Source organism: Micromonospora sp. LOL_021 (assembly GCF_048060215.1).
Classification (GTDB): Bacteria; Actinomycetota; Actinomycetes; order Mycobacteriales; family Micromonosporaceae; genus Micromonospora_E.
The window spans coordinates 21,024-46,939 of the sequence record NZ_JBHMIN010000002.1 but is presented as its reverse complement, the minus strand read 5'-3'; the positions used below and the strand labels follow the sequence as shown (position 1 = coordinate 46,939).

Sequence of the window (25,916 nt, the reverse complement as noted above, 5' to 3'; positions counted from 1 at the left end):
AAGTTCCGCAGCGACACAAGGGACCGTCACCGATGACGTGCCAGCAGACCCACGAGGAGGTGACCGCTCAATGGGCCAACCACGACAGGACCCGCGCGGAGCGCTTGTCCGCCCCTACGCGGTCACCCGCGGGCGTACCGAGCCACGGCAGCACATCGCACTGGAGGCGGTGCTGGTGGCCTCGGCGGCAGCGGTCACCGAGTCTCGTTTCGCCGGGCACGACAAGCATCGAATCGCCACGATCTGCGACAACCGTGCCCAGTCACTGGCGGAGATCGCCGCGTACACCCGGCTCCCGCTGGGCGTCGCACGGGTCCTCGTCGCCGACATGGTCGCCGACGGCCTGCTGGCGTTGCACAGCACCGCTCCGACTGAGACAGAGGGCTACGAGGAGCGGATGGAACTTCTTGAGAGGGTGCTAAGTGGACTTCGCAGGCTATGACCGTCCTGGCGTCCGCCAGGACAAGGGAATCACCTCGGCGAAGATCGTCATCGCCGGTGGATTCGGGGTGGGTAAGACCACCATGGTCGGCGCGGTCTCCGAGATCACGCCGCTGACCACCGAGGCGCTGATGACCTCGGCCGGCGTCGGCATCGACGATCCGTCAAAGGTCCCCGGCAAGGAGACCACCACGGTGGCGATGGACTTCGGCCGGATCACCATGGCCGACGACCTGATTCTCTATCTGTTCGGCACACCCGGACAGACCCGGTTCTGGTTCATGTGGGACGAGATCATCCGCGGTGCGGTCGGTGCCGCGGTGCTGGTGGACACCCGCCGGATCACCGACGCATTCGCCCCGTTGGACTATTTCGAGAACCGGCAGCTGCCGTACCTCGTGGCGTTGAACTGCTTCGACGGCGCGCCACAGTACGAGCCGGAAGAGGTGCGGGAGGCGCTGGCCATCGCGCCGCACGTGCCGCTGGTGATGTGCGACGCCCGCAGCCGGGACTCGACGAAGGGTGTGCTGGTCACCGTGGTCGAACACGCGATGGCGACGCTGCGCGCCGAGCACGGCCGGGGTTATCCGACCCCGGTCGGCTGACCGTACGGCACCGGCCGGCGGCGCACTGCGCCGCCGGCCGGCGTGGGCTCTATCGGCCGGTGCGGCCTGCCTCAACCGGCAGCGCGACCTGCCTCAGTCGATCGGCAGACGGTAGCCGCGTTTGACCACGGTCTGGATCACCCCGGGCGTGCCCAGCCCGGCCCGGAGCCGGGCCACCGCCATCTCGACGGCGTGCTCGTCGGCACCCCGGGGCAGGGTGCGCAGCAGCGCGGCCCGGGACAGCACCCGTCCCGGGGTCTGCGCCAGGGCGCGCAGCACCGCCATCGGTGCCGGTGCCAACGGGCGCAGCTCACCGTCGATCACTGCGGCGTGTCCGCGCAGGGTGAGCAGGTGTCCACCGACCTTCAGGTTGACCGCCCGGCGGGGCAGTTCGTCGACGATGGTCCGGACCAGCGCCCCGAGCCGGGCGCGGGCCGGTGCGGTCACCGGCACACCGTGCCGGCGCAGCGGCGCCGCGGTGACCGGCCCGACGCAGGCGGCCAGTACGTCGGTCCGCATCGCCTCGAGCACCGCGTCGGCGTTGGGCCCGGCGGCGCGCAGCAGTGCTCCGACCGCTGGCGCGGAGGTGAAGGTGACCGCGTCGACGAGCCGGCCGGCGACCAGGTCGACCAGCCGGTGCAGCGGTGCCGGATCGGTCGGTGGCGCCCACCGGTACACCGGCACCTCGATCACGGTGGCACCGGCCGCCTCGAGCGCCGCCGAGCACTCCGGTTGCCGTTCCCCGTGCAACTGCATCGCGATCACCTGGCCGGCCACGCCGCGGGCCCGCAGATGGTCGGTGACCTCGTCGCAGCTCTCCGACGCGGGTGACCACTGATCGTGCAGGCCGGCGGCGCGGATCGCGCCCCGGGCCTTCGGCCCACGAGCCACGATGTAGGCGCCGCCGAGCACCGCCCGCAGCGGCTCGGCCAGGCCCCACCCCTCCGCGGCCTCCAGCCAGCCACGCATGCCGATGCCGGTGTTGGCGATCAGCACGTCCGGCGGATTGTCCAGGCAGGCCCGGGTCGACGCGCGCAGTTCGGTGTCGTCGGCCAGCGGCACGATCCGCAGCGCCGGAGCGAGCACCACCCGGGCACCCCGCCGCTCCAGCAGCGCGGCCAGTTCGTCGCGCCGCCGGTCCGCGGTGACCCCGATGGTGAATCCGGACAGCTCGTCGGACATCACTGGTCCTGCCGCCGACCGAGCACCTCGATCAGCCCGTCCCGACAGCGCACCTGGTAGGTCGGCACGGCGACGCCCGGCAGATCCAGACATTCGCCGGTACGCAGGTCATAGACCTGCTTGTGCAGTGGTGACGCCACGGTCGGGACGTCCCCCCGGGTTCCGACGATGCCCCGGGACATGACGTGGGCGCCGGCCACCGGATCCTGGTTGCCGATCGCGTACAACGTCCCGTCGTAGGTCCGGAAGACCGCCACCTGCTCGCCGTCGACCAGTGCGGCCACGCCTCGCTCCGGCTCCACCCGGGAGTACGGGCACACCGGTGTCCACCGGGCGGTGACGTTGACTGTCTGCACACTCATCGGCGTACCTCCAGAGTTGTCGGGAGACCGAGCGCGACGGGCCGGCGCTCGCCCAGGGCCGGCACCGGCTGGCCCCGCTCGACCTCGAAGGTGATCGACGGGTCCGGGGTGTCGGGTGCGTTGACGAAGGAGGCGAAGCGGCGCAGCCGCTCCGGGTCGTCGATCGTGTCCCGCCACTCGTCCGAGTAGGACTCGACGTGCCGGGCCATCGCCTCGTCGAGCTCGGCCGCCAGCCCGAGCGAGTCGTCGACGATCACCGATCGCAGGTGGTCCAGGCCGCCGTCCATGGCCTCGATCCAGGCCGCGGTGCGTTGCAGCCGGTCGGCAGTGCGGATGTAGAACATCAGGAACCGGTCGATGGTACGGACGAGCTCCTCGGTGGACAGGTCGCTGGCGAACAGGTCGGCGTGCCGGGGCCGGAAGCCGCCATTGCCGCCGACGTAGAGGTTCCAGCCGATGTCGGTGGCGATGATGCCGAAGTCCTTGCTGCGCGCCTCGGCGCACTCCCGGGCGCAGCCGGAGACCGCAGACTTGATCTTGTGCGGGGCGCGCAGCCCCCGGTAGCGCAGCTCCAGGGCGACCGCGAGTCCGACCGAGTCCTGCACCCCGTACCGGCACCACGTGGAGCCGACGCAGGACTTCACCGTCCGCAGCGCCTTGCCGTAGGCGTGACCGGACTCGAAGCCGGCGTCGACCAGCCGCCGCCAGATTCCCGGCAGCTGCTCGACGCGGGCGCCGAACAGGTCGATCCGCTGCCCGCCGGTGATCTTCGTGTAGAGGTTGAAGTCCCGGGCCACCTCGCCGATCACGATCAGCTTCTCCGGGGTGATCTCCCCGCCGGGGATCCGCGGCACCACCGAGTAGGTGCCGTCGCGCTGCATGTTGGCCAGGAAGTGGTCGTTGGTGTCCTGCAGGGTGGCCTGCTCGCCGTCAAGCACGTAGCCGTTGCCGAGCGAGGCGAGGATCGAGGCGACCACCGGCTTGCAGATGTCGCAGCCCCGGCCCCGACCGTGCTCGGCGACCAGCTGGGAGAAGGTCCGGATACCGCGTACCCGGACTATGTCGAACAGCTCCTGGCGGCTGTGGTCGAAGTGTTCGCACAGCGCGGTCGACTGGGCCACCCCGGCGACGGACAGCAACTGCTTGAGCATCGGTACGCAGGACCCACAGCTGGTCCCGGCCCGGGTGCACGCCTTGATCCCGGCGACGTCGGTGCAGCCTTCGCCGATCGCGCCGAGGATCTGGTCCTTGGTGACCGCGTTGCAGGAGCAGACCTGGGCGCTGCCGGGCAGCGCGTCGATGCCGGCCCCGCCAGCGGCCCCGTCGGATCCGGCCGGGGCGAGCAGCGCCAGCGGCGGGCCGGGCAGCGGCCCGCCGACGCTGGCCCGCAGCGTCGGGTACGCCGTCGCGTCGCCGACCAGCACCCCGCCGAGCAGGGTGCGCGCGTCGTCGGAGAGCACCAGCTTGGCGTAGACCCGGGTGGCCGGGTCGGTGAAGGTGACGTCCAGACAGTCGGTGGTGGCGCCGTGCGCGTCGCCGAACGACGCCACGTCCACCCCGAGCAGTTTGAGCTTGGTGGAGGTGTCCGCGCCGGGGAAGGCGGCGGTGCCGTCGAGCAGCCGGTCGGCGACCACCTCGGCCATCGCGTAGCCGGGGGCGACCAGCCCGTAGCAGCGGCCCGGCTCGCCGTCGACGCTGACCGCGGCGCACTCGCCGACCGCCCAGATGTGCGGGTCGCTGGTCCGGCAGGTGGCGTCGACGGTCACCCCGCCGCGCTCGCCGACGGCCAGCCCGGCGGCGCGGGCCAGGTCGTCGCGGGGCCGGATGCCGGCGGCGACCACCACCAGGTCGGTCTCCAGTTCGGTGCCGTCGGTGAGGGCGACCCCGTGCGGGGTGCCGTCCGGCCCGGTGCGGATCGCCGACGTCGCGGTCCCCAGGTGCACGTCGACGCCGAGGTCCTCGACGTAGCGGCGCAGCATCGCCCCGCCGGCCTCGTCGACCTGGACCGGCATCAGCCGGGGTGCGAACTCCACCACGTGGGTACGCAGGCCGAGCAGCCGCAGCGCGTTGGCGGCCTCCAGGCCGAGCAGGCCGCCGCCGATCACCGTACCGATCCGCCGACCGGCGGCCGGATCGGTGGCGAAGTCGCGGATGGCGACCAGATCGTCCAACGTCCGGTAGACGAACACCCCGTCGCGCAGGCCGCCGCCGCTGGCACCGTCGGTGAGTCGGTGTGCGCCGTCGATCGGCGGGACGAACGGGTACGAGCCGGTGGCCAGCACCAGCGCGTCGTAGCCGTACTCGCCGTGGTCGGTGACCACCACCCGACGGTCCCGGTCGATGCGCCGGGCGGGCTCGGCCAGCCGCAGGTCCACCCCGTCGTCCGGGGTGTGCACGCTCAACTCGTCCGGCCGGACACCGTCGAAGAAGGCCGACAACCGGACCCGGTCGTACGCCGGCCGCGACTCCTCGGCGAGCACCGTGATCTGCCATCCGCCGCCGGTGTCGCGGGAGCGGACCGCTTCGACCAGGCGTTGCCCGACCATGCCGTTGCCGATGACGATCAATCGGTTCACGCCGGTACCTCCACGTCGGAATCCACAGATGAGAGCCAGTCGACGATGCCGGTGACCGCGTCGGTGCAGCTGCCGCAGCCGGTGGTGGCCCGGGTGGCGGCGACCACCTCGGCGACCGACCGGGCACCGGCGCGCCAGCAGCGCACCAGCGCGCCCTTGCTGACCGTGTTGCACTGGCAGACGGTCGCCGCGTCCGGCATCAGCGCCGGACTGGTCGCCGGTGCCGCGACGGTGCCGCCGACCGCGCGGCCGAGCAGCAGCGCCCGCCGGTCGGTCGGCACCGGACCGCCCCGGTCGAACAACTGGATGACGGTGCCGACGGCCGGGTTGTCGCCGAGCATGATCGCCCCGGTCAGCCGGTCGTCGCGGATCAGCAGCCGGGCGTACGTGCCACGGGCCGGGTCGGCGAAGCTGAGCTCCTCGGTCTGTCCGTCGACGCCCGGCCGGGTGTCGCCCATCGCCGCGAGGTCGATGCCGGCGGCCTTGAGCCGGGTCACCGTAGGCAGCGGCCGGTAGCGGGTGCCCGGGTCGTCGCCGGCCAGCACCCGGGCCAGCACCCGGGCCTGTTCCCAGGCGGGGGCCACCAGCCCGGTGACGACGCCGCCGTGTTCGGCGCAGTCCCCGATCGCCCAGATCCGCGGGTCGCTGGTGGCCATCCGGTCGTCGACCATGACGCCGCGTCCGACCCGTAGCCCGGCCTGGCGGGCCAGGTCGGTGTCCGGCCGGACACCGCAGGCCAGCACCAGCAGGTCGGCGTCGAGTTCCCGGCCGTCGCCGAGGCGCAGCCGTACCCCGTCGGTGGTGGCGGTGACCGACTCGGCGGCGGCGGCCAGCTCGGTGCCGACGCCGAGGTCGGCGAGGGTACGGGCGAGCACCGCGCTGGCGGTGGCGTCGAGTTGGCGCTCCATCAGCTGGCCGACCTTGTGCACCACCCGCACGTCCAGCCCGCGTGCGGCCAGCCCACGGGCGGCTTCCAGCCCGAGCAGGCCGCCGCCGAGCACCAGCGCGGTGCGGGCACCGGCCGCGGCGGCGAGGATCCGCCGGCAGTCGTCCAGGGTCCGGAACACCGCGACCCGGTCGGGCAGCGCGGCTGGCTCCTCGCCCGCCGATCCGGCCCGGCCGACCGAGCCGTCGGCACCGGTCAGGCCGGGCAGGTCGGGGACCACGGCCCGGCTGCCGGTGGCGAGCACCAGGTGGTCGTACTCGGTGGCGGTGCCGTCGGCGGTGCGCACCGTCCGGATGGCCGGCTCGATCGCGGTCACCGCCAACCCGGCCCGCACGTCGATGCCGTGCCCGGCGGTCTCGGTGAGCGTAACGTCCAGCTCGTCGGCCCGGCCGGCGAGCAGGTTCGACAGCATGATCCGGTTGTACGCCCGGTGCCGCTCCGCCCCGTACACGGTGATCTTGTAGTCGCCGCGCCGGGCGCGCAGCTCGGCGGCGAGCCGGGCACCGGCCATGCCGTGGCCGACGATGACGATACGGTTCACGCTCGCTCCACCCTGACCGCGCAGATCTTGAATTCGGGCATCCGGGACGTCGGGTCCAACGCGTCGTTGGTGACCGAGTTGATCCGGGCCGCGCCGCCCCAGTGGAACGGGGCGAACACGGTGTCCGGGCGGATCGACTCGGTCAGTCGGGCCGGTGCGCGCATCTCGCCGCGCCGGCTGGTGACCGTGACCGGGTCGCCGTCGACGACGCCGAGCCGGGCGGCCAGGTCCGGGTGCAGCTCCACGAAGGCTTCCGGCGCGGCGCCGCGCAGCGGCGCGATCCGGCGGGTCTGCGCACCGGACTGGTACTGGGCCAGCACCCGGCCGGTGGTCAGGTAGAGCGGGTAGTCGGCGCAGACCTCCTCGGCGGCGGCCCGGTGCTCCACCGGCACGAACCGGGCCCGCCCGTCCGGGGTGGCGAATCGTTCGGTGAACATCCGTGGGGTGTCCGGCCGGTCCGGGTCCGGGCAGGGCCAGAAGACCCCGTCGGCGGCGTCGATCCGCTCCCAGGTGACCCCGGCGTAGTCGGCGACGCCGCCGGCCGAGGCCCGGCGCAGCTCGGCGAAGACCTCGGCGGGGTCGGCCGGGAACTGCTCGGCCGGGCAGCCGAGCCGCTGCGCGAGGTCGGCCAGGACGGCCAGGTCGGTGCGGACACCGGGCGGCGGCGGCCGCAGCGCGTGCCGGCGCAGCACCCGTCCCTCCAGGTTGGTCATCGTGCCGTCCTCCTCGGCCCACTGGGCGGTGGGCAGCACCACGTCCGCCATCGCCGCCGTCTCGGACAGCACGAAGTCGGCGACGACCAGCAGGTCCAGATCGGCCAGTCGGCGCTGGACCCGGCCGGCGCGGGGAGCGGAGACCACCGGGTTGGAGCCGAAGACCAGCAACGCCTTCGGCCCGGCCGGGGTGCCGAGCGCGTCCAGCAGTTCGTACGCGGAAACCCCCGGCCCGGGCAGGTCGGCCGGGTCGACGCCCCACACCCCGGCCACGTGTGCCCGCGCCGCCGGGTCGTCGATGCGCCGGTAGCCGGGCAGCTGGTCGGCCTTCTGGCCGTGCTCCCGGCCGCCCTGACCGTTGCCCTGGCCGGTGAGGCAGCCGTAGCCGGAGCCGGGCCGGCCGGGTAGCCCGAGGGCGAGCGCCAGGTTGACGTACGCGCTGACCGTGTCGACGCCCTTGGCGTGTTGTTCGGCCCCGCGCGCGGTGAGGATGACGACCTTGGCGGGCGCGGCGTCGGTCGCGCGGCGGTCGCCGCCGGCCAGGGCGCGCGCCGCCGCCTCCAGATCGGCGATCGGTACGCCGGTGAGCCGTTCCACCCGGGCCGGCCAGTAGCCGGCGACGGTGGCCCGGACGGTGTCGAAGCCGGTGGTCCGCTCGGCGACGTAGGTCTGGTCCACCCAGCCCTCCCGCACCGCGACGTGCAGCAGCGCGTTGGCCACCGCGAGGTCGGTGCCGGGGGTGGGTTGCAGGTGCAGGTCGGCCAGCCGGGCGGTGGCGGTGCGGCGGGGGTCGATCACGATCAACGTGCCGCCGCGCTGTTTCATCTCGGTCAGGTAGCGGGCGAACGGCGGCATCGTCTCGGCCACGTTCGCGCCGATCAGCAGCAGGGTGTCGGCGGTGCCGACGTCGGCCATCGGGAACGGCAGGCCGCGGTCGACGCCGAAGGCCCGGATCCCGGCGGCGGCCGCCGAGGACATGCAGAACCGGCCGTTGTAGTCGATGTTGCGGGTGCGCAGCGCGACCCGGGCGAACTTGCCCAGCGCGTACGCCTTCTCGTTGGTGAGCCCACCGCCGCCGAACATCGCGACCGCGTCGCGGCCGTGCGCGTGCTGGATGCCGGTGACACCGTCGACGATTTGGGCCAGGGCCTCGTCCCAGCTGGCCGGCCGCAGTTCGGCTCCCGGTCGGTCGCGGACCAGCGGGGTGGTCAGCCGCTGCGGGTGGTCGAGCAGTTCCGCGGCGGTCCAGCCCTTCTGGCAGAGCCCGCCCTGGTTGGTGGGAAACTGCCGGGGCAGCACCTGAACGCCGCCGTCGGCGCTCGCGCGCAGCCGCATCCCGCACTGCAGGGCGCAGTACGGGCAGTGGGTGGCCACGGTCCGGTCGACGGATTCGCCGGTCGGCCCGATGGTCACCTGCACACTGCCTGGCATGTGCGAAGCGTGCCGGGGGGCGATTTCGCCGCGACGTCCCGATTGTTTCCAGCCTGCTAAGAGCAGCTCACACGGGCTGTTGTCAGAGGGTTAGTTGGCCCATCTGGTGGGACCTCCGGCGTACCGGTGCCGACCAGCCGTTTTGACCGGCGTGCCGGGCAGCGGGTATCGTCGCCTGCTGTTGTGCGACAACCGAGGGGCGTCCCTCGCCAGACCCGTCACCGTCTCAGGTCACCGTCCGTGGATGCAGCTCACCGTCTGCGGGAGGCCCTGTCCGATGGTGCCAGGTCAGCCGGGGTATGCTTGTCGTTCGCGCGCGCGTTCTCTGCCAGGTCGCCCGGTTCCGGGTCGCCCCGACGGCCCGCGCGTTACCTGACGACCGACGCGCGACCCCAGACCGACGACGAGACAAGGTAGACCTGTGCGTACGTACAGCCCGAAGCCGGGTGAGATCGAGCGTCAGTGGCATGTGATCGACGCCTCTGACGTCGTGCTGGGCCGCCTGGCCACCCACGCCGCCACGCTGCTGCGCGGCAAGCACAAGCCGACTTTCGCGCCGCATGTCGACACCGGTGACTTCGTCATCGTCGTCAACGCCGGCAAGGTGGCGTTGACCGGCAACAAGCGGCACACCAAGGTGGCCTACCGGCACTCCGGTTACCCCGGCGGGCTGAAGCAGGTCGGCTACGACGAGCTGCTGGCCAAGCGGCCCGAGCGGGCGATCGAGCTGGCCGTCAAGGGCATGCTGCCGCACAACAAGCTCGGTGCCAAGCTGATCCGCAAGCTCAAGGTCTACGCCGGCGCCGAGCACCCGCACGGCGCGCAGCAGCCGGTGCCGTTCGAGATCAAGCAGATCGCGCAGTGAGCGCGGGCGAAGGAACCAGCATGACCGACACCACCGTGGCCAGCCCGGTCGCCGTTGCCGAGACCGAGCCGGCCCCCGCCGTGACGCCCGCGCCAGTGGTGCGCGCGCCGCGCGGCGAGCGCCCGATCCAGACCGTCGGGCGGCGCAAGGAAGCCATCGTCCGGGTGCGCATCGTCCCCGGCTCCGGCAAGATCACCTGCAACGGTCGCGAGCTCGAGGAGTACTTCCCGAGCAAGGTGCACCAGCAGCTGATCCGGGAGCCGCTGGTGACGGCCGAGAAGGCCGAGGCGTTCGACGTGATCGCCAACCTGCGCGGCGGCGGCATCACCGGCCAGGCGGGTGCGCTGCGGCTGGGTATCGCCCGGGCGCTGTGCGCCAACGACGGCGACGACCGCCCGGCGCTGAAGAAGGCGGGTTTCCTCACCCGCGACGACCGGGTCAAGGAAAGCAAGAAGTACGGCCTGAAGAAGGCCCGTAAGGCTCCGCAGTACTCGAAGCGCTAGTCCGACACGGCTGAACGGGCGGCTGGGACACCTCCTTCGTGGGGTTTCTCGGCCGTCCGTGCTTTTTTGTCTAGTTGATGCGGATTCTTCCGTTCATCGGCAGTATCTTCATCGGTTGCCGGCCCGCTCGCCATCGCAGCGGGCGGATCCCTACCCCGGACGGGGCGGCGGAGCGGCACCGTTAGCGGGACCATCGGAGGATGACAGGTATGGCGCGGCTGTTCGGCACCGATGGCGTACGCGGGCGGGCCAACGCCGATCTAACCCCGGAGTTGGCGCTGGCGGTCGCGGTCGCCGCCGCGCACACCCTGGCCGAGCGGGATCCGAGCCGTCAGCCGCTGGCCGTGGTCGGCCGCGATCCGCGGGCCAGCGGCGAGATGCTGGAGGCCGCCGTGGTGGCCGGGCTGACCAGCGCCGGCGCGAACGTGCTACGGGTCGGCGTGCTGCCGACCCCTGGCGTCGCGTTCCTGGTCGGGGAGACCAAGGCCGACTTCGGGGTGATGCTCTCCGCGTCGCACAACCCGATGCCGGACAACGGCATCAAGCTGTTCGCCGCCGGCGGGCACAAACTGCCGGACGATCTCGAAATGAAGATCGAAGCCGCGATTGGCGCGGCGATCGAGGGCGACGGGTCCACCGGCCGACGGCGGCCCACCGGGGCCGGTATCGGCCGGGTGAGCGACCTGCTGGACGGGGCCGAGCACTACGTCGGGCACCTGGTCGGCACGGTCGACCACCGGCTCGACGGGCTGCGGGTGGTGGTCGACTGCGCGAACGGCGCGGCGGCCGAGGTCGGCCCGGTCGCCTACCGGGAGGCCGGCGCGGAGGTCATCGCGATCAACGCCGAGCCGAACGGGCTCAACATCAACGACGGTTGTGGGTCTACCCACCTCGACGTGGTCCGCGCCGCCGTCCTCGAACACGGCGCCGATCTAGGGCTGGCCCACGACGGCGACGCCGACCGGTGCCTGGCGGTGACCGCCGACGGCACCGAGGTGGACGGCGACGAGATCATGGCGATCCTGGCGCTGGCCATGCGCGACGCCGCAACGTTGACCGCCGACACCTTGGTGGCCACCGTGATGAGCAACCTCGGTCTGCGGCTGGCCATGTCCCGGGAGGGCATCAAGCTGGTCGAGACCAAGGTCGGCGACCGGTACGTGCTGGAGGAGCTGCGGGCCAGCGGGCTGGCGCTGGGCGGCGAGCAGAGCGGGCACATCGTGATGCCCAGCTACGCCACCACCGGCGACGGAGTTCTCACCGGGCTGCAGCTGATGTCCCGGATGGCGGCCACCGGATCCTCGCTGGCCGGGCTGGCGGCCACGGTCACCAAGTTGCCTCAGGTGCTGATCAACGTGCCGGTCGGCGACCGGATCGCCGGTGCCGGCGACCCGGCGGTGCGGGCCGCCGCCGAGCGGGCCGAGGCCGAGCTGGGCGGCACTGGACGAGTGCTGTTGCGCCCGTCCGGCACCGAGCCGCTGGTTCGGGTGATGGTCGAGGCGGCGACGGTGGAGACCGCCCGGTCGGTCGCCGAGCGGATCGCCGCTGCCGTCCGCGCGGCCAGCCCGGCCTGATCAGCTGGCCCGGCAAGCCTGACCGGCCGGCCTGAACCCGTCCGGCCCGCTCGGTCAGTCGGCCGGTCGCAGGCCGGCCAGCCGCCGACTGGCTTCGGCGAGGACCTCAGGACGTTTGCAGAAGGCGAACCTCACCAGCAGTCGCCCGGCGTCCGGCTCGTCGTAGAACACCTGGGTCGGTACCGCGACCACGCCGCAGCGCTCCGGCAGGGACAGGCAGAATTCGATCCCGTCGGAGCCGCCCAGCGCGCTGATGTCGGCCGTGGCGAAGTAGGTGCCCTCCGGCACCAGCACCCGGAATCCGGCCTCGGACAGCCCGGCCACCAGTTGGTCGCGCTGCGCCTGCATGCTCTGCCGCAGCCCGGTGTAGTAGCTGTCCGGCAGGTCCAGCGCCACCGCGACGGCCGGCTGCAGCGGCCCGCCGTTGACGTAGGTGAGGAACTGCTTGACTCGGGCGGTGGCGGTGACCAACGCGGCAGGCCCACTGGCCCAGCCGATCTTCCAGCCCGTACAGGAGAAGGTCTTGCCCGCCGACGAGATGCGCAGCGTCCGGTCTCGCATCCCGGGCAGGGTGGCGAGCGGGACGTGCGGGGTGTCGGCGTCGGTGAAGACGAGGTGCTCGTACACCTCGTCGGTGACCGCCCAGATGTCGTGCTCCTGGCAGATCGCGGCGATCGCGGTGAGCTCGGCGACGGTGAAGACCTTGCCGGTCGGGTTGTGCGGGGAGTTGAGCAGCACCAGGCGGGTACGCGGCCCGACCGCGGCGCGCAGCGCGGCGGGGTCGAAGGCGTACCGGCCGTCCCCGTCGGGACGTAGGGTGACCGGCCGGCGGACCGCCCCGGCGAGCGCGATCGCGGCCGCGTACGAGTCGTAGTAGGGCTCGAAGCAGACGACTTCGTCGCCCGGCTCGCACAGCGCGAGGATGGCGGCGGTGATTGCCTCGGTCGCGCCGGCGGTGATCAGGACCTCGGTCTCCGGGTCGTAGTCGAGACCCCAGAAGCGCTGCTGGTTGCGGGCGACGGCGGTGCGCAGCGCCGGGATGCCGGGACCGGGTGGGTACTGGTTGTGGCCGCTGCGCAGCGCCTCGGTGGCGGCGGTCAGCATCACGGTGGGCCCGTCGGTGTCCGGGAAGCCCTGGCCGAGGTTGACCGCGCCGGTGCGGACGGCAAGAGCGGACATTTCGGCGAAAATCGTCGTGCCGAACGGGCGCATGCGGCGGACCAGGGGGTCGATGTCGGCGGGGGCGCCGGGGGAGGTGACCACCTCGCCACTTTATGCGGTCCATCGAAACAGATGACGGCACCCGTACTTTGCCCTATAAGGCGGGTTTGGTTGGTTACTGCTCAGCGTGCTTGATTGATTGCTGGGGTTATGCGCACCGCTGGTGAGCGATCGTGAGTTAGGCTACGACCCATGTGTGGAATCGTGGGGTACGTCGGCGCACGGCCGGCGCTGGGCATCGTGCTGGACGGGCTCCGACGGCTCGAATACCGGGGCTACGACTCGGCCGGCGTGGCGATCGTCTGTGACGACGAGCTGCGCACCGAGAAGCGGGCCGGCAAACTCGCCAACCTGGAGAAGGCGCTCGGCGACGAGCGGTTCGGCACCGCCACGGCCGGTGACACCCCCACGGTCGACGGCACCGGCTGCCCGGCCCCGGTCGGCATCGGCGACGGTACCGCCGGCATCGGCCACACCCGGTGGGCCACCCACGGCGGACCGACCGACCGCAACGCCCACCCGCACGTGTCCCGGGACGGCCGGATCGCGGTGATCCACAACGGGATCATCGAGAACTTCGCCAAGCTGGTCGCCGAGCTCGAAGCCGACGGGATCGAGTTCGTCAGCGACACCGACACCGAATGCGCCGCCCACCTGCTCGCCGCCGCGCTGGCCGACCTGCGGGCCGCCGGTGAGCCGGAGGGGCCGCGGCTGCTGGCCGCCGCGATGCGTCGGGTGTGTCAACGCCTCGAAGGCGCGTTCACCCTGCTCGCGGTGGACGCCCGCATCCCGGACGCGGTGGTCGGGGCGCGGCGTAACTCCCCGCTGGTGGTCGGTCGCGGCCCGGGCGAGCACTACCTGGCCAGCGACGTCTCCGCGTTCATCGAGCACACCCGCGACGCCGTCGAGCTCGGTCAGGACCAGGTCGTCCTGATCACCCCGGACAGCATCGAGATCACCGACTTCTCCGGCGCGCCGGCGCTCGGCCGCGACTTCCACATCGACTGGGACGCCTCAGCCGCCGAGAAGGGCGGCTACGACTACTTCATGCTCAAGGAAATCGCCGAGCAGCCGCAGGCGGTCGCCGACACGCTGCTCGGCCGGCTCACCGAGACCGGCGAGATCATGCTGGACGAGGTCCGCCTCACCGACCAGGACCTGCGCGACGCCGACAAGATCTTCATCGTCGCCTGTGGTACGGCGTACCACTCCGGGATGGTCGCCAAGTACGCCATCGAACACTGGACCCGGATCCCGTGCGAAGTGGAACTGGCCAGCGAGTTCCGCTACCGGGACCCGGTGCTGGACCGGTCCACCCTGGTGGTGGCGATCTCCCAGTCCGGCGAGACGATGGACACCCTGATGGCGCTGCGGCACGCCAAGGAGCAAAAGGCCCGGGTGCTGGCGATCTGCAACACCAACGGTTCCACCATTCCGCGCGAGTCCGACGCGGTGCTGTACACCCACGGCGGCCCGGAGATCGCGGTCGCCTCCACCAAGGCGTTCCTCACCCAGTTGGTGGCCTGCTACCTGATCGGCCTGCACCTGGCCCAGGTTCGCGGCATCAAGTACGCCGACGAGGTGGCCGCCGTGGTCAGCCAGCTGCAGGAGATGCCGGACAAGCTGCGGCAGGTGCTGGACTCGATGGAACCGGTCCGCCAGCTCGCCCGGGACCTCGCCACCGCCAACCAGGTGCTGTTCATCGGCCGGCACGTCGGTTACCCGGTCGCCCTCGAAGGCGCGCTCAAGCTCAAGGAGCTCGCCTACATGCACGCCGAGGGCTTCGCCGCGGGCGAGCTCAAGCACGGTCCGATCGCGCTGATCGACCAGGGCACCCCGGTGGTCTGCGTGGTGCCCTCACCGGCCGGCCGGGGCATGCTGCACGACAAGGTCGTGTCAAACATCCAGGAGGTACGGGCCCGGGGCGCCCGGACCGTGGTGATCGCCGAGGAGGGCGACACCGCCGTGGCGCCGTACGCCGACGATCTGCTCTACGTGCCGCGCACCCCGACGCTGCTGGCCCCGCTGCTGACCACGGTGCCGCTGCAGGTGCTCGCCTGCGAGATCGCCGCCGCCCGGGGGCACGACGTCGACCAGCCCCGAAACCTGGCCAAGTCGGTCACCGTGGAGTGATCGCCGCGCCCGTGCCGGGGCGGCTGCCAGCCGGGTGGTCGGCACCGAGCACGATCCGGGCCATCGAGTCCAACGCCGGATTGTCCCCGGCCCAGTAGCCCAGATGCCCGGACGCGTCACCGGCGAAGACCCGGGCGCCGAAGTTCTCGCCGCTCGGGTCCTCGCCGTGCCACAGCCGGTCGCCCGGCCACAGCTGCGGCCAGGTCGCCCGGCGGATGACATCGTTGTCGGCGGTGGTGGCCCACACCCCGTCGGCCGGCACCGCCAACTCGTCCACCCGATCCACCCCCACCCCGGGCGAACCGACGAAGATCAGGTTGTCGGCGGCCAGGCCGGGTGCCTGCGCCGCCGTACCCACCACCAGCGAGCCGTAGCTGTGCCCGAGCACCGTCAACCCGCCCGGGTCGCCGTCGCGGTTGACGCCCAGACCATCCTGGAACCGGCGCAGATCGGCGGCACCGGCCCGTGCCGGGGCGGCGCTGGCCGCCTCATCGACGAACGCCGGCGCCGCGTAGTCCAGCCACAACACGGCGGCGGTCGACTCCTGTGGCGCCAACTGCTGGCAACGTCGCAGCACCTGCTCGGTGCGGATCAACTCGCCGCCGACCCGGTCGAGACCGCTGCCCATCCCCGGCACGTGGGTCAGCACGCGTCGGGCCTGATCGGGATCGCCCAGCGCGAGAATCACCCGGCCGGTCGAGGCGGGAGTCGACAGATCACCCGACCGGCCGGCGCCGCCGTCCAGCGCCAGCAGATAGGCCCGAGGGCCAGCCGGGGACGCGAGCCGGTCGTCGACCGTGGCCAACCCGGCGATCAGCCGATCCAGCCGGCGCAACCGCGGCACTACCGTCGGATCCGTGCTGCCGAGCAGCGCCGCCCGCTCGGCCAGCAGCGCTGCCCGCTGCCGACCCAGCAGCAGCCGGTTCGCCCGGTCCCGCACGGCCGCCGGCAGACCGTCCCACCGACCGACCCGGGCCGGCTCGTGCCGGATCAACCAGCGTCGCCGCGTGTCGTCCAGCCCGGCCCACCAGGCCCGCACCGTCGCCGGCGCGGCCGACGGCGGCGGGCGCGTCGCCGGCGGCCGTGCCGGCCAGCCCTGGCTGGCGGCGGTGGCGGCCGCGTCGAGCCGGCGGGCCGCGTCGACGTCCGCCTCGGTGGCCAGGGCAAGCGCGTCGGCGACGCCGGCGGCCACCCGGCGGGCACCGGCCAGGGTCGGCTCGTCCGGGCGGGTGAGCGCCGGGTCAACGCCGACCCGGCCGTCCCGGTCGATCGACAGACCGAGCACCCCCGCCGTGGCGACCCAGTCGGCGAGCACCGCCTTGGCCCGGGCCAGCTGTTCGGCGTACCGGCTGAGGATCTGGTCGACGACGCACAGCGCCGGGCCGACGGCGTCGAGCCGGTCACCCAGGCCGACCAACCGGGTGTCGGCGGCGGACGCCGCCGGGCCGGACCAGCCGGCGCGCAGCGCCCCGGCCGCCCCGGCCACCTCGGCGGCCCGCCGCTCGACCGCTGATTGCCGCCGCCGCCAGCCGTACGCGGCCCGCTGCCAGGCCGCCGGGTCGGCCCGCCACAGCTGCCGGTACGTGATCACCTGGCCAGCCGGTGGACCGCCCGCCAGTCGGCGGCGTCGTACTCGACGGCGGCTCTGGTCAGCGCCTGCCCGGTGGCGGCCGCGTCCGCGCCGGCCCGGCTCACCTGCCGGTGCACCGCGGCCTCCACCGTGACCAGCAGGTCGGCCGCCGCCCAGCCCGGTGCGGCGACGGTCAGCTCCGGCTGGCCGGCCAGCCCGTGCCCCAGCCGGTAGGCCAGCCCGGTCAACCGGTCGGCGGCGTCGTGCAGTACGGCCGGACGCACCCGCAGCGGCCCGCCGCCGGCCGGGCCCACGTCGTTGCCGGGCAGCTCACCCATGTCGTCTCCGTTCACCCATGTCGCCTCCGTCGGCATGCGTCGATGGGCAGACGCTATCTGGAACCGGCGGCGTGGCGGGGACCCTGTGGACAATCGGCGCAGCGGTTACCGTCCTGCCGGCCACCACCGCCGGTAGGGTGACCGTGGTGGTGAGCGACGTAGGCGGCGCGGCGGAGGTGCGGCGAATGATCCAGGTGTGGCGGGTGTCCGACGTCCGCAGCGCCGAGCAGGCGCTGATGGCGACCGTTCCACCGGGGACACTGATGCACCGGGCCGCCGCCGGCCTGGCCCGCCGGTGCGCCACCCTGCTCACCGAGCGCGGCGGGGTCTACGGTGCCGAGGTGCTGCTGCTGGTCGGCTCGGGCGACAACGGCGGTGACACGCTGTACGCCGGGGCCCGGCTGGCCCGCCGGGGCGCCCGGGTCACCGCCTGGCTGCTGCGACCGGACCGGGCCCACCCCGGCGGGCTCGCCGCGCTACGGGCCGCCGGCGGCCGTACCATCGACGGCCGGACCGGCGATGGCGCCGGCCGGCACGCGGACCTGATCCTGGACGGGATCGTCGGCATCGGCGGCACCGGTGGGCTGCGGGAGCCGGCCGCCGGTGCGCTCGCCCGCGCCGGGGAGCTCACCTCGGCACGCGGCGGTCGGCCGGTGCTGGTCGCGGTGGACGTGCCCAGCGGCGTGGCGGTCGACACCGGCGGGGTGCCCGACGGCGCTGCGGTGCCGTCGACCGGAGCCGGCCTGGCCGGAGCCGGAACCGGACCCGCCGGAGCCGGAGCCGCCGCAGCCGGGACGGACACCGTATGGGCCGACGTCACCGTCGCCTTCGGTTGCCTGAAGCCGGCCCTGATGGTCGGTCCGGCCGCCGTCCGCGCCGGCCACGTGGAGCTGGTCGACATCGGCCTGCGACCGTGGTTGCGCGGTACACCCGCGTTCGAGGTGCCCGGTCGCGACGACGTGTCGGCCTGGTGGCCGGCGCTGGCCCCGGCCGCCGAGAAGTACACCCGGGGAGTCGTCGGGGTGGCGACCGGATCGGCGACCTATCCGGGCGCGGCGGTGCTCTCCGTCGGCGGGGCGGTCGCCGGGCCGACCGGCCTGGTCCGGTACGCCGGCAGCGCCGCCGGCCAGGTGCTGGACCGGTACCCCTCGGTGATCGCCACCGGTCGGGTCGCCGACGCCGGCCGGGTACAGGCCTGGGTCTGCGGCTCCGGGCTGGGCGGCGGCGAACACGCCGTCACCGAGCTGCGGTCGGTGCTGGCCGCGCCGGTGCCGGTGGTGCTGGACGCCGACGCGTTGACCATGCTGGTCGACGGCAGCTGGGCCGAGCAGTTGCGCGGCCGGCAGGCACCCACCGTGATCACCCCACACGACCGGGAGTTCGCCCGGCTCGCCGGCCAGCCACCCGGCGACGACCGGGTCGGGGCCGCGCTGCGGCTGGCCGCCTGGATGCGGGCGACCGTCCTGCTCAAAGGCGACCGTACGGTGGTCGCCGGACCGGACGGACGGGCGTACGTGAACGCCACCGGCACCCCGGCGCTGGCCACCGGCGGCACCGGCGACGTACTGGCCGGCCTGCTCGGCTCGCTGCTCGCCGCCGGGCTGGATCCGCCGCGGGCGGCGCTGGCCGCCGCGTACGTGCACGGCCTGGCCGGCCGGGCCGCCGCCCGGAGCGGGCCGGTCACCGCGGTCGAGGTGGCCGCCGCGCTACGCCCGGTGGTGGCCGACCTGACCGGCGGGTGACAGCGGTCTGTCGGTGGGTGACGATGATCTGACCCGGCCGGCCGCCGACCTGACCGGCCGGGAACCTGCCCGATCAGGTGACCGGTCAGTAGGCTGGCCTCATGTGGCAGGCAGAGGTGCGGGTCGACCTGGACGCGATCCGGGAGAACGTGGCCCGGCTGCGGGCCGGCACCAGCGCCGAGCTGATGGCGGTGGTGAAGGGCGACGGGTACGGCCACGGCATGGTGCCGGCGGCCCGGGCCGCACTCGACGCCGGAGCGGACTGGCTGGGCGTCTGCACCCTCGGTGAGGCGCTGGAGCTGCGCGGTGCCGGACTGACCGGGCCGGTGCTGGCCTGGCTGCTCAGCCCCGGACTGCCCCTGCACGAGGCGGTCGCCGCCGACGTCGACCTCGGCGTCGGCAGCCGCGCCCTGCTGTCCGAGGCCGTCGCCGCGGCCCGACTCGCCGGCCGGCCGGCCCGGCTGCACCTCAAGATCGACACCGGGTTGTCCCGGGGTGGGGCCACCGGCGACGACTGGCCCGAACTGGTCGAGACGGCCGCCAAAGCGCAGTCCGACGGCACCGTCGAGGTGGTCGGGGTGTGGAGCCACTTCGTCTTCGCCGACGCGCCCGGGCACGCCACCATCGACCGGCAGCTGGCGGCGTACCACGACGGGCTCGCCGTGGCCAGCCGGTACGGGCTGCGCCCCCGCTACCGGCACCTGGCCAACTCGGCGGCCACGCTGACCCGGCCGGACACCCACTTCGACCTGGTCCGGCCCGGTATCGCCTGCTACGGGCTGTCCCCGGTGCCGGGAGCCAATTTCGGCCTGCGGCCGGCGATGACCGTCCGTGCCCGGGTGATGCTGGTCAAGCGGGTCCCCGCCGGGCAGGGCGTCTCCTACGGGCACACCTACCACACCGAACGGGAGAGCACCCTGGCCGTGGTGCCGCTCGGCTACGCCGACGGGGTGCCCCGGCACGCGTCCAACACCGGGCCGGTGCGGCTGGCCGGCCGGGTGCGCCGGATCGCCGGCCGGGTGTGCATGGACCAGATCGTGCTCGACTGCGGCGACGACGAGATCACCCCCGGGGAGGTGGCGACATTGTTCGGTGACGGACGCGACGGCGGCCCGACCGCCGACGACTGGGCCGACGCGGTCGGCACCATCAACTACGAGATCGTCACCCGGTTCGGTAGTCCCCGGGTGCCCCGGACCTACCAGGACAGCCGGCCATGAACGGGCAGCGGGCCGGTGCGCAGAAGGTGGCCCGGACCGCCGGCCTCGTCGGCGCGGCCCTCGGCGTCGCGGCGGCCGGGGTGACCGCGACGGTCGCCGCCGAACGCGCCCTGGTACGTCGGCTCAAGCGGGAGGTGGCGGACCGGTACGCCGACGAACCCTTCGGCGAGCTGCCCTACGACGAGACCCGGGTGGTCACCGCAGCCGACGGCACCGACGTCTACGTGGAGATCGTCGAACCGGACGACGGGGCACCGGCCCGGCCGACCATCGTCTTCGTGCACGGCTACTGCCTGGACATGGGGACCTTCCACTTCCAACGCCGGGAGCTGACCCGGCGGGGAGAGTACCGGATGGTCTGCTACGACCAGCCCGGCCACGGCCGCTCCGGCCGGCTGGAGTCCGGCGACTACGAGATCGACGCGCTCGGCGAGACACTGCGCGCGGTCATCGAGCAGGCCGCCGGCCACGGCCCGTTGATCCTAGTCGGACACTCGATGGGCGGCATGACCATCATGGCCCTGGCGCAACGGCATCCGGAGCTGTTCCGCGACCGGGTGGTCGGCACCGTACTGATGGCGACCTCGGGCAGTCTGGTCGACGAGGCCCGGCTCGGTCTGCCGGCGATCCTCAGCCGGGCCGGCTCGCCGCTGCTGATGCTGGTCAACAACGCCACCCGGCTGACCGGTCCGGTGATCGACCGGCTGCGGGTGGCCACCGCCGACCTCGCCTGGCTGCTGACCCGCCAGTACGGCTTCGGCACCGACCGGCCCAGCCCGGCGCTGGTCAGCTACGTGGAACGGATGAACTCGCGGACCTCGGCGGAGACCGTCACCCGGTACGTGCGGACCCTGCTGACCCACTCCCGGTACCCGGCGCTCGCGGTCCTGGAGAGCAGCCCCACGCTGGTCATCGTCGGCGACAAGGACATGATCACCCCGGTGACCCACTCGGAGGAGATCCTGCGCCGGCTGCCCGACGCCGACTACGTGCGGATTCCCGATGGCGGGCACGTGGTGATGCTGGAACACGCCGACCGGGTCAACGCGGCGCTGTTCGCGTTCCTTGCGAAACTTGCCCGATGACTGTCCGGATCCCGCTGCCCGAACTGGCCGACACCCACGACCTCGGCCGCCGTCTCGGCCGGCTGCTGCGCCAGGGTGACCTGGTGGTGCTGACCGGTCCGCTCGGCGCCGGCAAGACCGCCCTGGTGCAGGGAATCGGCGACGGTCTCGGGGTGCGCGGCGACGTCACCTCGCCGACCTTCGTCATCGCCCGGGTCCACCAGCCGGATCCGGCCCGGGGCGGCACGCTCACCCTGGTGCACGCCGACGCGTACCGGCTCGGCGACGCGCCCGACCCACGGGCCGAGATCGACGACCTCGACCTGGACGCCGACATGGACCGGGCGGTCACCGTCGTCGAGTGGGGCGAGGGGATGGTCGAGCAGCTCGCCGAGGCGCACCTGCTGGTCCGCATGCACCGGGCCGAGGACGACTCCCGGACCGCAGAGGTGACCGGGCGGGGCCCCGGCTGGTCGGGCCGGCTCGCCGCGCTGGACCAGCCGGCCGGCCATGCTGGACGGTGATGTCGTAGGCCACCCGTAGAGTGCCGTCCGGCGCGCAGCCCTCCGGGTCGGAGGGCGACGGCCACCACCGAGGCGTGACGAAAGGCTCCCGAGATGCTCGACCTGCTGGCCATGTTGCCTCCTTCCTGGGCCACCGCGCTCACCCCGCACCTGGATTCGGCTGGCACCGCCGCGCTCGGCCGGTACGTCGCCGACGAGTACGCCGACCAGACGGTGTACCCGCCGGTGGAGGACCTGTTCACCGCGTACCGGCTGTGCCCGCCGGAACAGTGCCGGGTGCTGATCCTCGGCCAGGACCCGTACCACCGGGCCGGGCAGGCCCACGGGCTGAGCTTCAGCGTCCGTGACGGGGTGCCGGTGCCGCCGTCGCTGCGCAACGTCTTCAAGGAGCTGGGCACCGACGTCGGGGTGCCGATGCCGCGCAGTGGTGACCTGACCGGCTGGGCGGCCCAGGGGGTGCTGCTGCTCAACGCGGTGCTCACCGTGCGGCAGGGCCGGCCCGGCTCGCACGCCGGCAAGGGCTGGGAGGAGTTCACCGACGCCACGATCGCCGCGCTCGACGCCCGGGACCAGCGGGTCGTCTTCCTGCTGTGGGGCGGCTACGCGCGTAAGAAGCGCGGGTTGATCACCAACCCGTGGCACGTCGTGCTGGAGGCCGGCCACCCCAGCCCGATGAACCCGCGGGGCTTTCTCGGCAGCCGGCCGTTCAGCGCCACCGACAAGGCGCTGGCCGATGCCGGCCTGCCCGGCATCGACTGGAGCCGGACCGGCGGTGCCGGTCAGCCGGTGGCCGGCTGACCGGTCAGCCGCTGCGGCCCGGTGCCGGCTGACCGCTGCGGCTCACCCGGTGCCGGTCCAGCAGCCGGGCGACGCCCGGATCGGCGATCGCCAGCTCGGCCAGCGGCACCACCGGGTAGTGCCGCTCGCCGTGCCGTACGTCGATCGACTCGGGGAGTTCGTCGCACATCCGGGCGTGGATCTCACCGGCTATCGTCTGCCACCGGTGTGGATACGGCTCGCGCGGATCGACCGGAATGTGCCGGTACTCCTGCCAACGGTCCATCCACCGGCTCGCGTACCGGCCGGTCAGCCATTCGGTGATGGGGTCCGCCTCGGACCAGAGCAGGGCCACGTGCACTCCGGGTGCCGGCCCCGGCGCGCCCTGCAGCAGTGCGGCGGTCGGACCGTCGAACACGTAGCTGATTCCGTCGACGTGGCGGCGGAACCGCTCGACGCCGGTGTCCAGGAGCCGGTCATCGATCCTGCGGTCGGCGAGTTGCGCGATCTGCCGGTCCACGTCCTCGCCGAGGTCTTCGACTCCGACCACGAGCTGCCGGCCCAGCGCCGCGAACAACCGCTCGACCAGTGGTAGCGCCGCGCCACGGTGACCGGACTCGACCCGGGCCACGGTGGTCTGCGCGATTCCGGTGGCAATGGCCAGATCCCGCTGGGTCAGCCAACGGAGTTCGCGCTCCTGCCGCAGCAGCCGGCCGACCTCCCCGCCGAGCCGGGTCGACGATTCCATTCGCTGATGGTCCCTGTCCGGTACCGATGATGTCCATCCTCGACGGATGTCCGGTTCCCGACCGGCCGGGCTCAGGCCGGGCCAGGTTCGGCGCGGGGGACATGGTCTCTCTCCAGGCTTGATGCACCTGTGGCATCAAGATGCACGTGTGGCATCAGGTCCGGAGAGTATGAGTGGCGGGCGACACGCGCGACACGCGCGACACGCGGGGGTCGCGGGGGGTGTGGGGTGACCCGGCCACGGGCGCGCCGAGGGCAGCCAGGAGCCGGCCGCGGTGTCCGGTTAGGGTGCATACCGTGCTGGTACTGGTGCTGGATTCGTCGACTCCCGCGGTGACCGCCGCGTTGGCCGAGATCACCGACGACGTACGTCTGCTGGCCAGTCGACGTACGGTCGACGCGCGGGCGCACGGCGAACTGCTCTCCCCGCAGATCGCCGCCTGCCTGGCCGAGTTCGGTGCGACGGCGGCGGACCTGACCGCAGTGGTGGCCGGGCTCGGACCTGGTCCGTTCACCGGACTGCGGGTCGGTCTGGTCACCGCCGCCAGCATGGCGCATGCCCTCGACATCCCGACGTACGGCGTCAACTCCCTCGACGCGCTCGGCCGCGCCGCCGGCACCGACCTCGCCGGCAGCGACGCCGCCGGCAGCGACGCCGCGACCGGCCGGGTGCTGGCTGCTACCGACGCGCGGCGCCGGGAGATCTACTGGGCGGTGTACGCCGCCGACGGTCGGCGGCTCACCGACCCGGCGGTCGGCGCGCCGGCCGCCGTCGCCGGGGCCCTGGCGGGTCTCGGCGTCACCACGGCGGTCGGCGACGGCGCCCTGCGGTACGCCGAACCGCTCGGCGTACCGGTGCGACCCGAGCCCCGCTACCCGGACCCGCTTCCGCTGGCACGGTTGGCAGCCGACCGGGTCCGCGCCGCCGCGCCCACCGAGCCGTTGACCCCGTGCTACCTGCGCCGGCCCGACGCCGTCGCGGCGGCCGGACGCAAACCGGTGCTCCAGTGACCCAGGCCGACGGGCAGCTGCGGATCGTCCGGTTCCGCTGGTGGCACATTGAACAGGCGGTGCCGATCGAAGCCGACCTGTTCGGCGCCGAACAGTGGTCGGCCGAGATGTTCTGGAACGAGCTGGCGAACGGGCACCACTACCTGGCCGCCGTCGACGGGACCGACCGGCTGGCCGGGTACGCCGGGCTGGCGCTGGCCGGCGACCCGGCGACACCCGACGAGGCGTGGGTGCAGAACGTCGCGGTACGCCGGGACCGCCAACGGCGCGGCGTGGGCCGGACCCTGCTGGCCGGGCTGCTCGACGAAGCCACCCGGCGCGGGGCCGGCCGGACCTTCCTGGAAGTCGCGGTGGACAACGCACCCGCGCAGCGGCTGTACGCGGCGTACGGTTTCGAACCGGTCGGCGTACGCCGTGGCTACTACCAACCCAGCAACACCGACGCTCTGGTGATGATGCGAGATGGCTGACGAACCTCTGGTCCTCGGGATCGAGACCTCCTGCGACGAGACCGGAGTCGGCGTCGTCCGTGGGCACACGCTGCTCGCCGACGCGCTGGCCTCCAGCGTGGCCGAACACGCCCGGTTCGGCGGCGTGGTGCCGGAGGTGGCCAGCCGGGCCCACCTGGAGGCGATCGTGCCGACGATGCGCCGGGCCCTCGACGACGCCGGCGTCACCCTGGCCGACATCGACGCGATCGCGGTGACCGCCGGCCCCGGTCTGGCCGGTGCCCTGCTGGTTGGTGTCGCGGCGGCCAAGGGCTACGCGATCGCCACCGACAAGCCGGTGTACGGCGTCAACCACCTCGCCGCCCACGTGGCCGTGGACACCCTGGAGCACGGTCCGCTGCCGGAACCGGCGATCGCCCTGCTGGTCTCCGGCGGGCACTCGTCGCTGCTGCTGGTCGACGACCTGACCGCCGGAGTCACCCCGCTCGGCGCCACCATCGACGACGCGGCCGGTGAGGCGTTCGACAAGGTGGCCCGGCTGCTCGGCCTGCCGTTCCCCGGCGGGCCGCCGATCGACCGGTCGGCCCGCGACGGTGACGCCGCGGCGATCGCATTCCCCCGTGGACTCACCGCGCCGAAGGACCTCGCCGCGCACCGGTTCGACTTCTCCTTCTCCGGACTGAAGACTGCGGTGGCCCGCTGGGTCGAAGCCCGGGAACGGGCCGGTGAGCCGGTGCCGGTGGCGGACGTCGCCGCGTCGTTCCAGGAGGCGGTCTGCGACGTGCTGACCGCCAAGGCGGTCGACGCCTGCCGGGACCGGGGCGTCGAGACCCTGGTCATCGGTGGCGGGGTGGCGGCCAACTCGCGGCTGCGGGCGATGGCCGAGCAACGCTGCGAGCGGTACGGGATCCGGGTCCGGGTGCCCCGGCCGAAACTGTGCACCGACAACGGCGCGATGGTCGCGGCGCTCGGTTCGCATCTGGTCGCCGCCGGGGTACCGGCCAGCCGGCTGGACCTGCCGGCCGACTCCGCGCTGCCGTTGACCACGGTGAGCGTGTAATGTCCGGCGACGTGATCGTGCGGATGTGGGAGGCGAAGGCCGAGCCGTCCCGCCTGACCGAGTTGCTCACCTGGGTCTGTGACACCGCGCTGCCGGAGATCGAACACAGCCCGCTGCACCTGGCCAGTGAGGTCTTCTCGTCGACCGATGACCGGCTGGTGGTCATCTCGAAGTGGCGCAGCAGCCCGTTGTCGTTGCCGGAACCACCGCTGCGGCTGGTCACCCGTGCACCGCACAGCTGGGACTTCACCCAGGTCGACCGCTGAAGCCGCCGCCGACCGACCGGCGGAAATGGGAAACTCGGTGGATCGGCCACGCAAA

24 protein-coding genes are annotated in these 25,916 nt (G+C 73.2%); 15 read left to right on the top strand and 9 right to left on the bottom strand.

The features are described 5' to 3' along the window. The first annotated feature begins 70 nt into the window (after nt 1-70). On the top strand, nt 71-442 hold the full coding sequence (locus ACFHWT_RS02310) for a DUF742 domain-containing protein (protein ID WP_123606102.1): 372 nt from the start codon (nt 71-73) through the stop codon (nt 440-442). Continuing rightward, nucleotides 423-1,046 carry a GTP-binding protein gene (locus tag ACFHWT_RS02305; protein ID WP_416592932.1) on the top strand — a complete coding sequence of 208 codons (624 nt, stop codon included), beginning with the start codon at nt 423-425 and terminating at the stop codon, nt 1,044-1,046. Before ACFHWT_RS02310 ends, ACFHWT_RS02305 begins: the two co-directional genes overlap by 20 nt. 93 nt (nt 1,047-1,139) lie before the next feature. Here the strand turns inward: ACFHWT_RS02305 and ACFHWT_RS02300 are convergent, their stop codons facing one another. From ACFHWT_RS02300 to ACFHWT_RS02280, 5 genes are read right to left on the bottom strand one after another with little or no spacing between them, the layout of a single operon-like run. Next, nucleotides 1,140-2,228, bottom strand: coding sequence for a uroporphyrinogen-III synthase (locus tag ACFHWT_RS02300; RefSeq protein ID WP_416592931.1), 1,089 nt, complete (start codon nt 2,226-2,228; stop codon nt 1,140-1,142). Beyond that, entirely contained in the window at nt 2,228-2,590 is a 363-nt protein-coding gene (gene nirD / locus ACFHWT_RS02295) for a nitrite reductase small subunit NirD (protein ID WP_416592930.1), read from the bottom strand. The genes ACFHWT_RS02300 and nirD overlap by 1 nt, the downstream gene beginning before the upstream one ends. Next, nucleotides 2,587-5,166, bottom strand: a complete 2,580-nt coding sequence (gene nirB / locus ACFHWT_RS02290; RefSeq protein ID WP_416592929.1) for a nitrite reductase large subunit NirB — start codon at nt 5,164-5,166, stop codon at nt 2,587-2,589. The genes nirD and nirB overlap by 4 nt, the downstream gene beginning before the upstream one ends. Then, nucleotides 5,163-6,653, bottom strand: coding sequence for an FAD-dependent oxidoreductase (locus ACFHWT_RS02285; RefSeq protein WP_416592928.1), 1,491 nt, complete (start codon nt 6,651-6,653; stop codon nt 5,163-5,165). The genes nirB and ACFHWT_RS02285 overlap by 4 nt, the downstream gene beginning before the upstream one ends. Beyond that, nucleotides 6,650-8,797, bottom strand: coding sequence for a molybdopterin oxidoreductase family protein (locus tag ACFHWT_RS02280; protein ID WP_416592927.1), 2,148 nt, complete (start codon nt 8,795-8,797; stop codon nt 6,650-6,652). The genes ACFHWT_RS02285 and ACFHWT_RS02280 overlap by 4 nt, the downstream gene beginning before the upstream one ends. Nucleotides 8,798-9,218: 421 nt before the next feature. On the opposite strand from ACFHWT_RS02280, the gene rplM reads away from it, so the two are divergent. The 3 genes from rplM (at nt 9,219) to glmM (ending at nt 11,739) form a co-directional block, all read left to right on the top strand. Then, nucleotides 9,219-9,662, top strand: coding sequence for a 50S ribosomal protein L13 (gene rplM / locus ACFHWT_RS02275; protein ID WP_123606095.1), 444 nt, complete (start codon nt 9,219-9,221; stop codon nt 9,660-9,662). 20 nt (nt 9,663-9,682) lie between these two features. After that, complete coding sequence (gene rpsI / locus ACFHWT_RS02270; protein WP_416592926.1) at nt 9,683-10,165, top strand: 30S ribosomal protein S9; 483 nt, start codon at nt 9,683-9,685, stop codon at nt 10,163-10,165. Nucleotides 10,166-10,374: 209 nt separating this feature from the next. After that, complete coding sequence (gene glmM, locus ACFHWT_RS02265) at nt 10,375-11,739, top strand: phosphoglucosamine mutase (protein WP_416593144.1); 1,365 nt, start codon at nt 10,375-10,377, stop codon at nt 11,737-11,739. Nucleotides 11,740-11,793: 54 nt separating this feature from the next. On the opposite strand, the gene ACFHWT_RS02260 is transcribed toward glmM, so the two are convergent. Next, nucleotides 11,794-13,002, bottom strand: a complete 1,209-nt coding sequence (locus ACFHWT_RS02260) for a pyridoxal phosphate-dependent aminotransferase (protein ID WP_416592925.1) — start codon at nt 13,000-13,002, stop codon at nt 11,794-11,796. A 150-nt stretch (nt 13,003-13,152) separates the two neighbouring features. Here ACFHWT_RS02260 and glmS point away from each other — a divergent pair, with 150 nt between their 5' ends. Continuing rightward, the gene (glmS, locus tag ACFHWT_RS02255) at nt 13,153-15,093 is read left to right on the top strand and encodes a glutamine--fructose-6-phosphate transaminase (isomerizing) (RefSeq protein WP_416592924.1); all 1,941 of its coding nucleotides are present in this window, start codon (nt 13,153-13,155) and stop codon (nt 15,091-15,093) included. Here glmS and ACFHWT_RS02250 read toward each other — a convergent pair. Next, nucleotides 15,080-16,684, bottom strand: a complete 1,605-nt coding sequence (locus tag ACFHWT_RS02250; protein WP_416592923.1) for an alpha/beta hydrolase — start codon at nt 16,682-16,684, stop codon at nt 15,080-15,082. The two genes, glmS and ACFHWT_RS02250, sit on opposite strands and share 14 nt — an antisense overlap. Beyond that, complete coding sequence (locus ACFHWT_RS02245; RefSeq protein WP_416592922.1) at nt 16,681-17,016, bottom strand: hypothetical protein; 336 nt, start codon at nt 17,014-17,016, stop codon at nt 16,681-16,683. The genes ACFHWT_RS02250 and ACFHWT_RS02245 overlap by 4 nt, the downstream gene beginning before the upstream one ends. 170 nt (nt 17,017-17,186) lie before the next feature. Here ACFHWT_RS02245 and ACFHWT_RS02240 point away from each other — a divergent pair, with 170 nt between their 5' ends. The 5 genes from ACFHWT_RS02240 (at nt 17,187) to ung (ending at nt 22,349) form a co-directional block, all read left to right on the top strand. Continuing rightward, the gene (locus ACFHWT_RS02240; protein ID WP_416593143.1) at nt 17,187-18,743 is read left to right on the top strand and encodes an NAD(P)H-hydrate dehydratase; all 1,557 of its coding nucleotides are present in this window, start codon (nt 17,187-17,189) and stop codon (nt 18,741-18,743) included. Between the two features lie 101 nt (nt 18,744-18,844). After that, nucleotides 18,845-19,963 (top strand): alanine racemase, encoded by a 1,119-nt coding sequence (alr, locus tag ACFHWT_RS02235; protein WP_416592921.1) that lies wholly within the window; start codon nt 18,845-18,847, stop codon nt 19,961-19,963. Continuing rightward, a complete protein-coding gene (locus tag ACFHWT_RS02230) occupies nt 19,960-21,048 on the top strand; it encodes an alpha/beta fold hydrolase (protein ID WP_416592920.1) in 1,089 nt (362 codons plus the stop codon). Before alr ends, ACFHWT_RS02230 begins: the two co-directional genes overlap by 4 nt. After that, nucleotides 21,045-21,551, top strand: a complete 507-nt coding sequence (tsaE, locus tag ACFHWT_RS02225) for a tRNA (adenosine(37)-N6)-threonylcarbamoyltransferase complex ATPase subunit type 1 TsaE (protein ID WP_416592919.1) — start codon at nt 21,045-21,047, stop codon at nt 21,549-21,551. Before ACFHWT_RS02230 ends, tsaE begins: the two co-directional genes overlap by 4 nt. A 93-nt stretch (nt 21,552-21,644) precedes the next feature. Beyond that, nucleotides 21,645-22,349, top strand: a complete 705-nt coding sequence (gene ung / locus ACFHWT_RS02220) for a uracil-DNA glycosylase (RefSeq protein ID WP_416592918.1) — start codon at nt 21,645-21,647, stop codon at nt 22,347-22,349. Between the two features lie 4 nt (nt 22,350-22,353). Here ung and ACFHWT_RS02215 read toward each other — a convergent pair whose 3' ends face one another. Beyond that, nucleotides 22,354-23,076 (bottom strand): helix-turn-helix domain-containing protein, encoded by a 723-nt coding sequence (locus tag ACFHWT_RS02215; protein ID WP_416592917.1) that lies wholly within the window; start codon nt 23,074-23,076, stop codon nt 22,354-22,356. A 296-nt stretch (nt 23,077-23,372) separates the two neighbouring features. On the opposite strand from ACFHWT_RS02215, the gene tsaB reads away from it, so the two are divergent. The 4 genes from tsaB to ACFHWT_RS02195 are packed head-to-tail and all read left to right on the top strand — an operon-like array spanning nt 23,373 to nt 25,861. Then, nucleotides 23,373-24,086 carry a tRNA (adenosine(37)-N6)-threonylcarbamoyltransferase complex dimerization subunit type 1 TsaB gene (tsaB, locus tag ACFHWT_RS02210; RefSeq protein ID WP_416592916.1) on the top strand — a complete coding sequence of 238 codons (714 nt, stop codon included), beginning with the start codon at nt 23,373-23,375 and terminating at the stop codon, nt 24,084-24,086. A gap of 17 nt (nt 24,087-24,103) precedes the next feature. After that, nucleotides 24,104-24,556 carry a ribosomal protein S18-alanine N-acetyltransferase gene (gene rimI, locus ACFHWT_RS02205; protein ID WP_416593142.1) on the top strand — a complete coding sequence of 151 codons (453 nt, stop codon included), beginning with the start codon at nt 24,104-24,106 and terminating at the stop codon, nt 24,554-24,556. Continuing rightward, nucleotides 24,549-25,595 carry a tRNA (adenosine(37)-N6)-threonylcarbamoyltransferase complex transferase subunit TsaD gene (gene tsaD, locus ACFHWT_RS02200; RefSeq protein ID WP_282233568.1) on the top strand — a complete coding sequence of 349 codons (1,047 nt, stop codon included), beginning with the start codon at nt 24,549-24,551 and terminating at the stop codon, nt 25,593-25,595. Before rimI ends, tsaD begins: the two co-directional genes overlap by 8 nt. Nucleotides 25,596-25,606: 11 nt before the next feature. Then, nucleotides 25,607-25,861 (top strand): hypothetical protein, encoded by a 255-nt coding sequence (locus tag ACFHWT_RS02195; RefSeq protein ID WP_281555725.1) that lies wholly within the window; start codon nt 25,607-25,609, stop codon nt 25,859-25,861. The last annotated feature ends 55 nt before the right edge of the window (nt 25,862-25,916 follow it).

What these genes read in the sequence shown, in the direction of transcription:
- rpsI (WP_416592926.1), top strand. Translation starts at nt 9,683, where the DNA reads ATGACCGACACCACCGTGGCCAGCCCGGTCGCCGTTGCCGAGACCGAG.
- glmS (WP_416592924.1), top strand. Translation starts at nt 13,153, where the DNA reads ATGTGTGGAATCGTGGGGTACGTCGGCGCACGGCCGGCGCTGGGCATC.
- ACFHWT_RS02310 (WP_123606102.1), top strand. Translation starts at nt 71, where the DNA reads ATGGGCCAACCACGACAGGACCCGCGCGGAGCGCTTGTCCGCCCCTAC.
- nirD (WP_416592930.1), bottom strand. Translation starts at nt 2,590, where the DNA reads ATGAGTGTGCAGACAGTCAACGTCACCGCCCGGTGGACACCGGTGTGC.
- ACFHWT_RS02240 (WP_416593143.1), top strand. Translation starts at nt 17,187, where the DNA reads ATGATCCAGGTGTGGCGGGTGTCCGACGTCCGCAGCGCCGAGCAGGCG.
- ACFHWT_RS02215 (WP_416592917.1), bottom strand. Translation starts at nt 23,076, where the DNA reads ATGGAATCGTCGACCCGGCTCGGCGGGGAGGTCGGCCGGCTGCTGCGG.
- alr (WP_416592921.1), top strand. Translation starts at nt 18,845, where the DNA reads ATGTGGCAGGCAGAGGTGCGGGTCGACCTGGACGCGATCCGGGAGAAC.
- tsaD (WP_282233568.1), top strand. Translation starts at nt 24,549, where the DNA reads ATGGCTGACGAACCTCTGGTCCTCGGGATCGAGACCTCCTGCGACGAG.
- glmM (WP_416593144.1), top strand. Translation starts at nt 10,375, where the DNA reads ATGGCGCGGCTGTTCGGCACCGATGGCGTACGCGGGCGGGCCAACGCC.
- ACFHWT_RS02280 (WP_416592927.1), bottom strand. Translation starts at nt 8,797, where the DNA reads ATGCCAGGCAGTGTGCAGGTGACCATCGGGCCGACCGGCGAATCCGTC.
- tsaE (WP_416592919.1), top strand. Translation starts at nt 21,045, where the DNA reads ATGACTGTCCGGATCCCGCTGCCCGAACTGGCCGACACCCACGACCTC.
- ung (WP_416592918.1), top strand. Translation starts at nt 21,645, where the DNA reads ATGCTCGACCTGCTGGCCATGTTGCCTCCTTCCTGGGCCACCGCGCTC.
- ACFHWT_RS02300 (WP_416592931.1), bottom strand. Translation starts at nt 2,228, where the DNA reads ATGTCCGACGAGCTGTCCGGATTCACCATCGGGGTCACCGCGGACCGG.
- ACFHWT_RS02230 (WP_416592920.1), top strand. Translation starts at nt 19,960, where the DNA reads ATGAACGGGCAGCGGGCCGGTGCGCAGAAGGTGGCCCGGACCGCCGGC.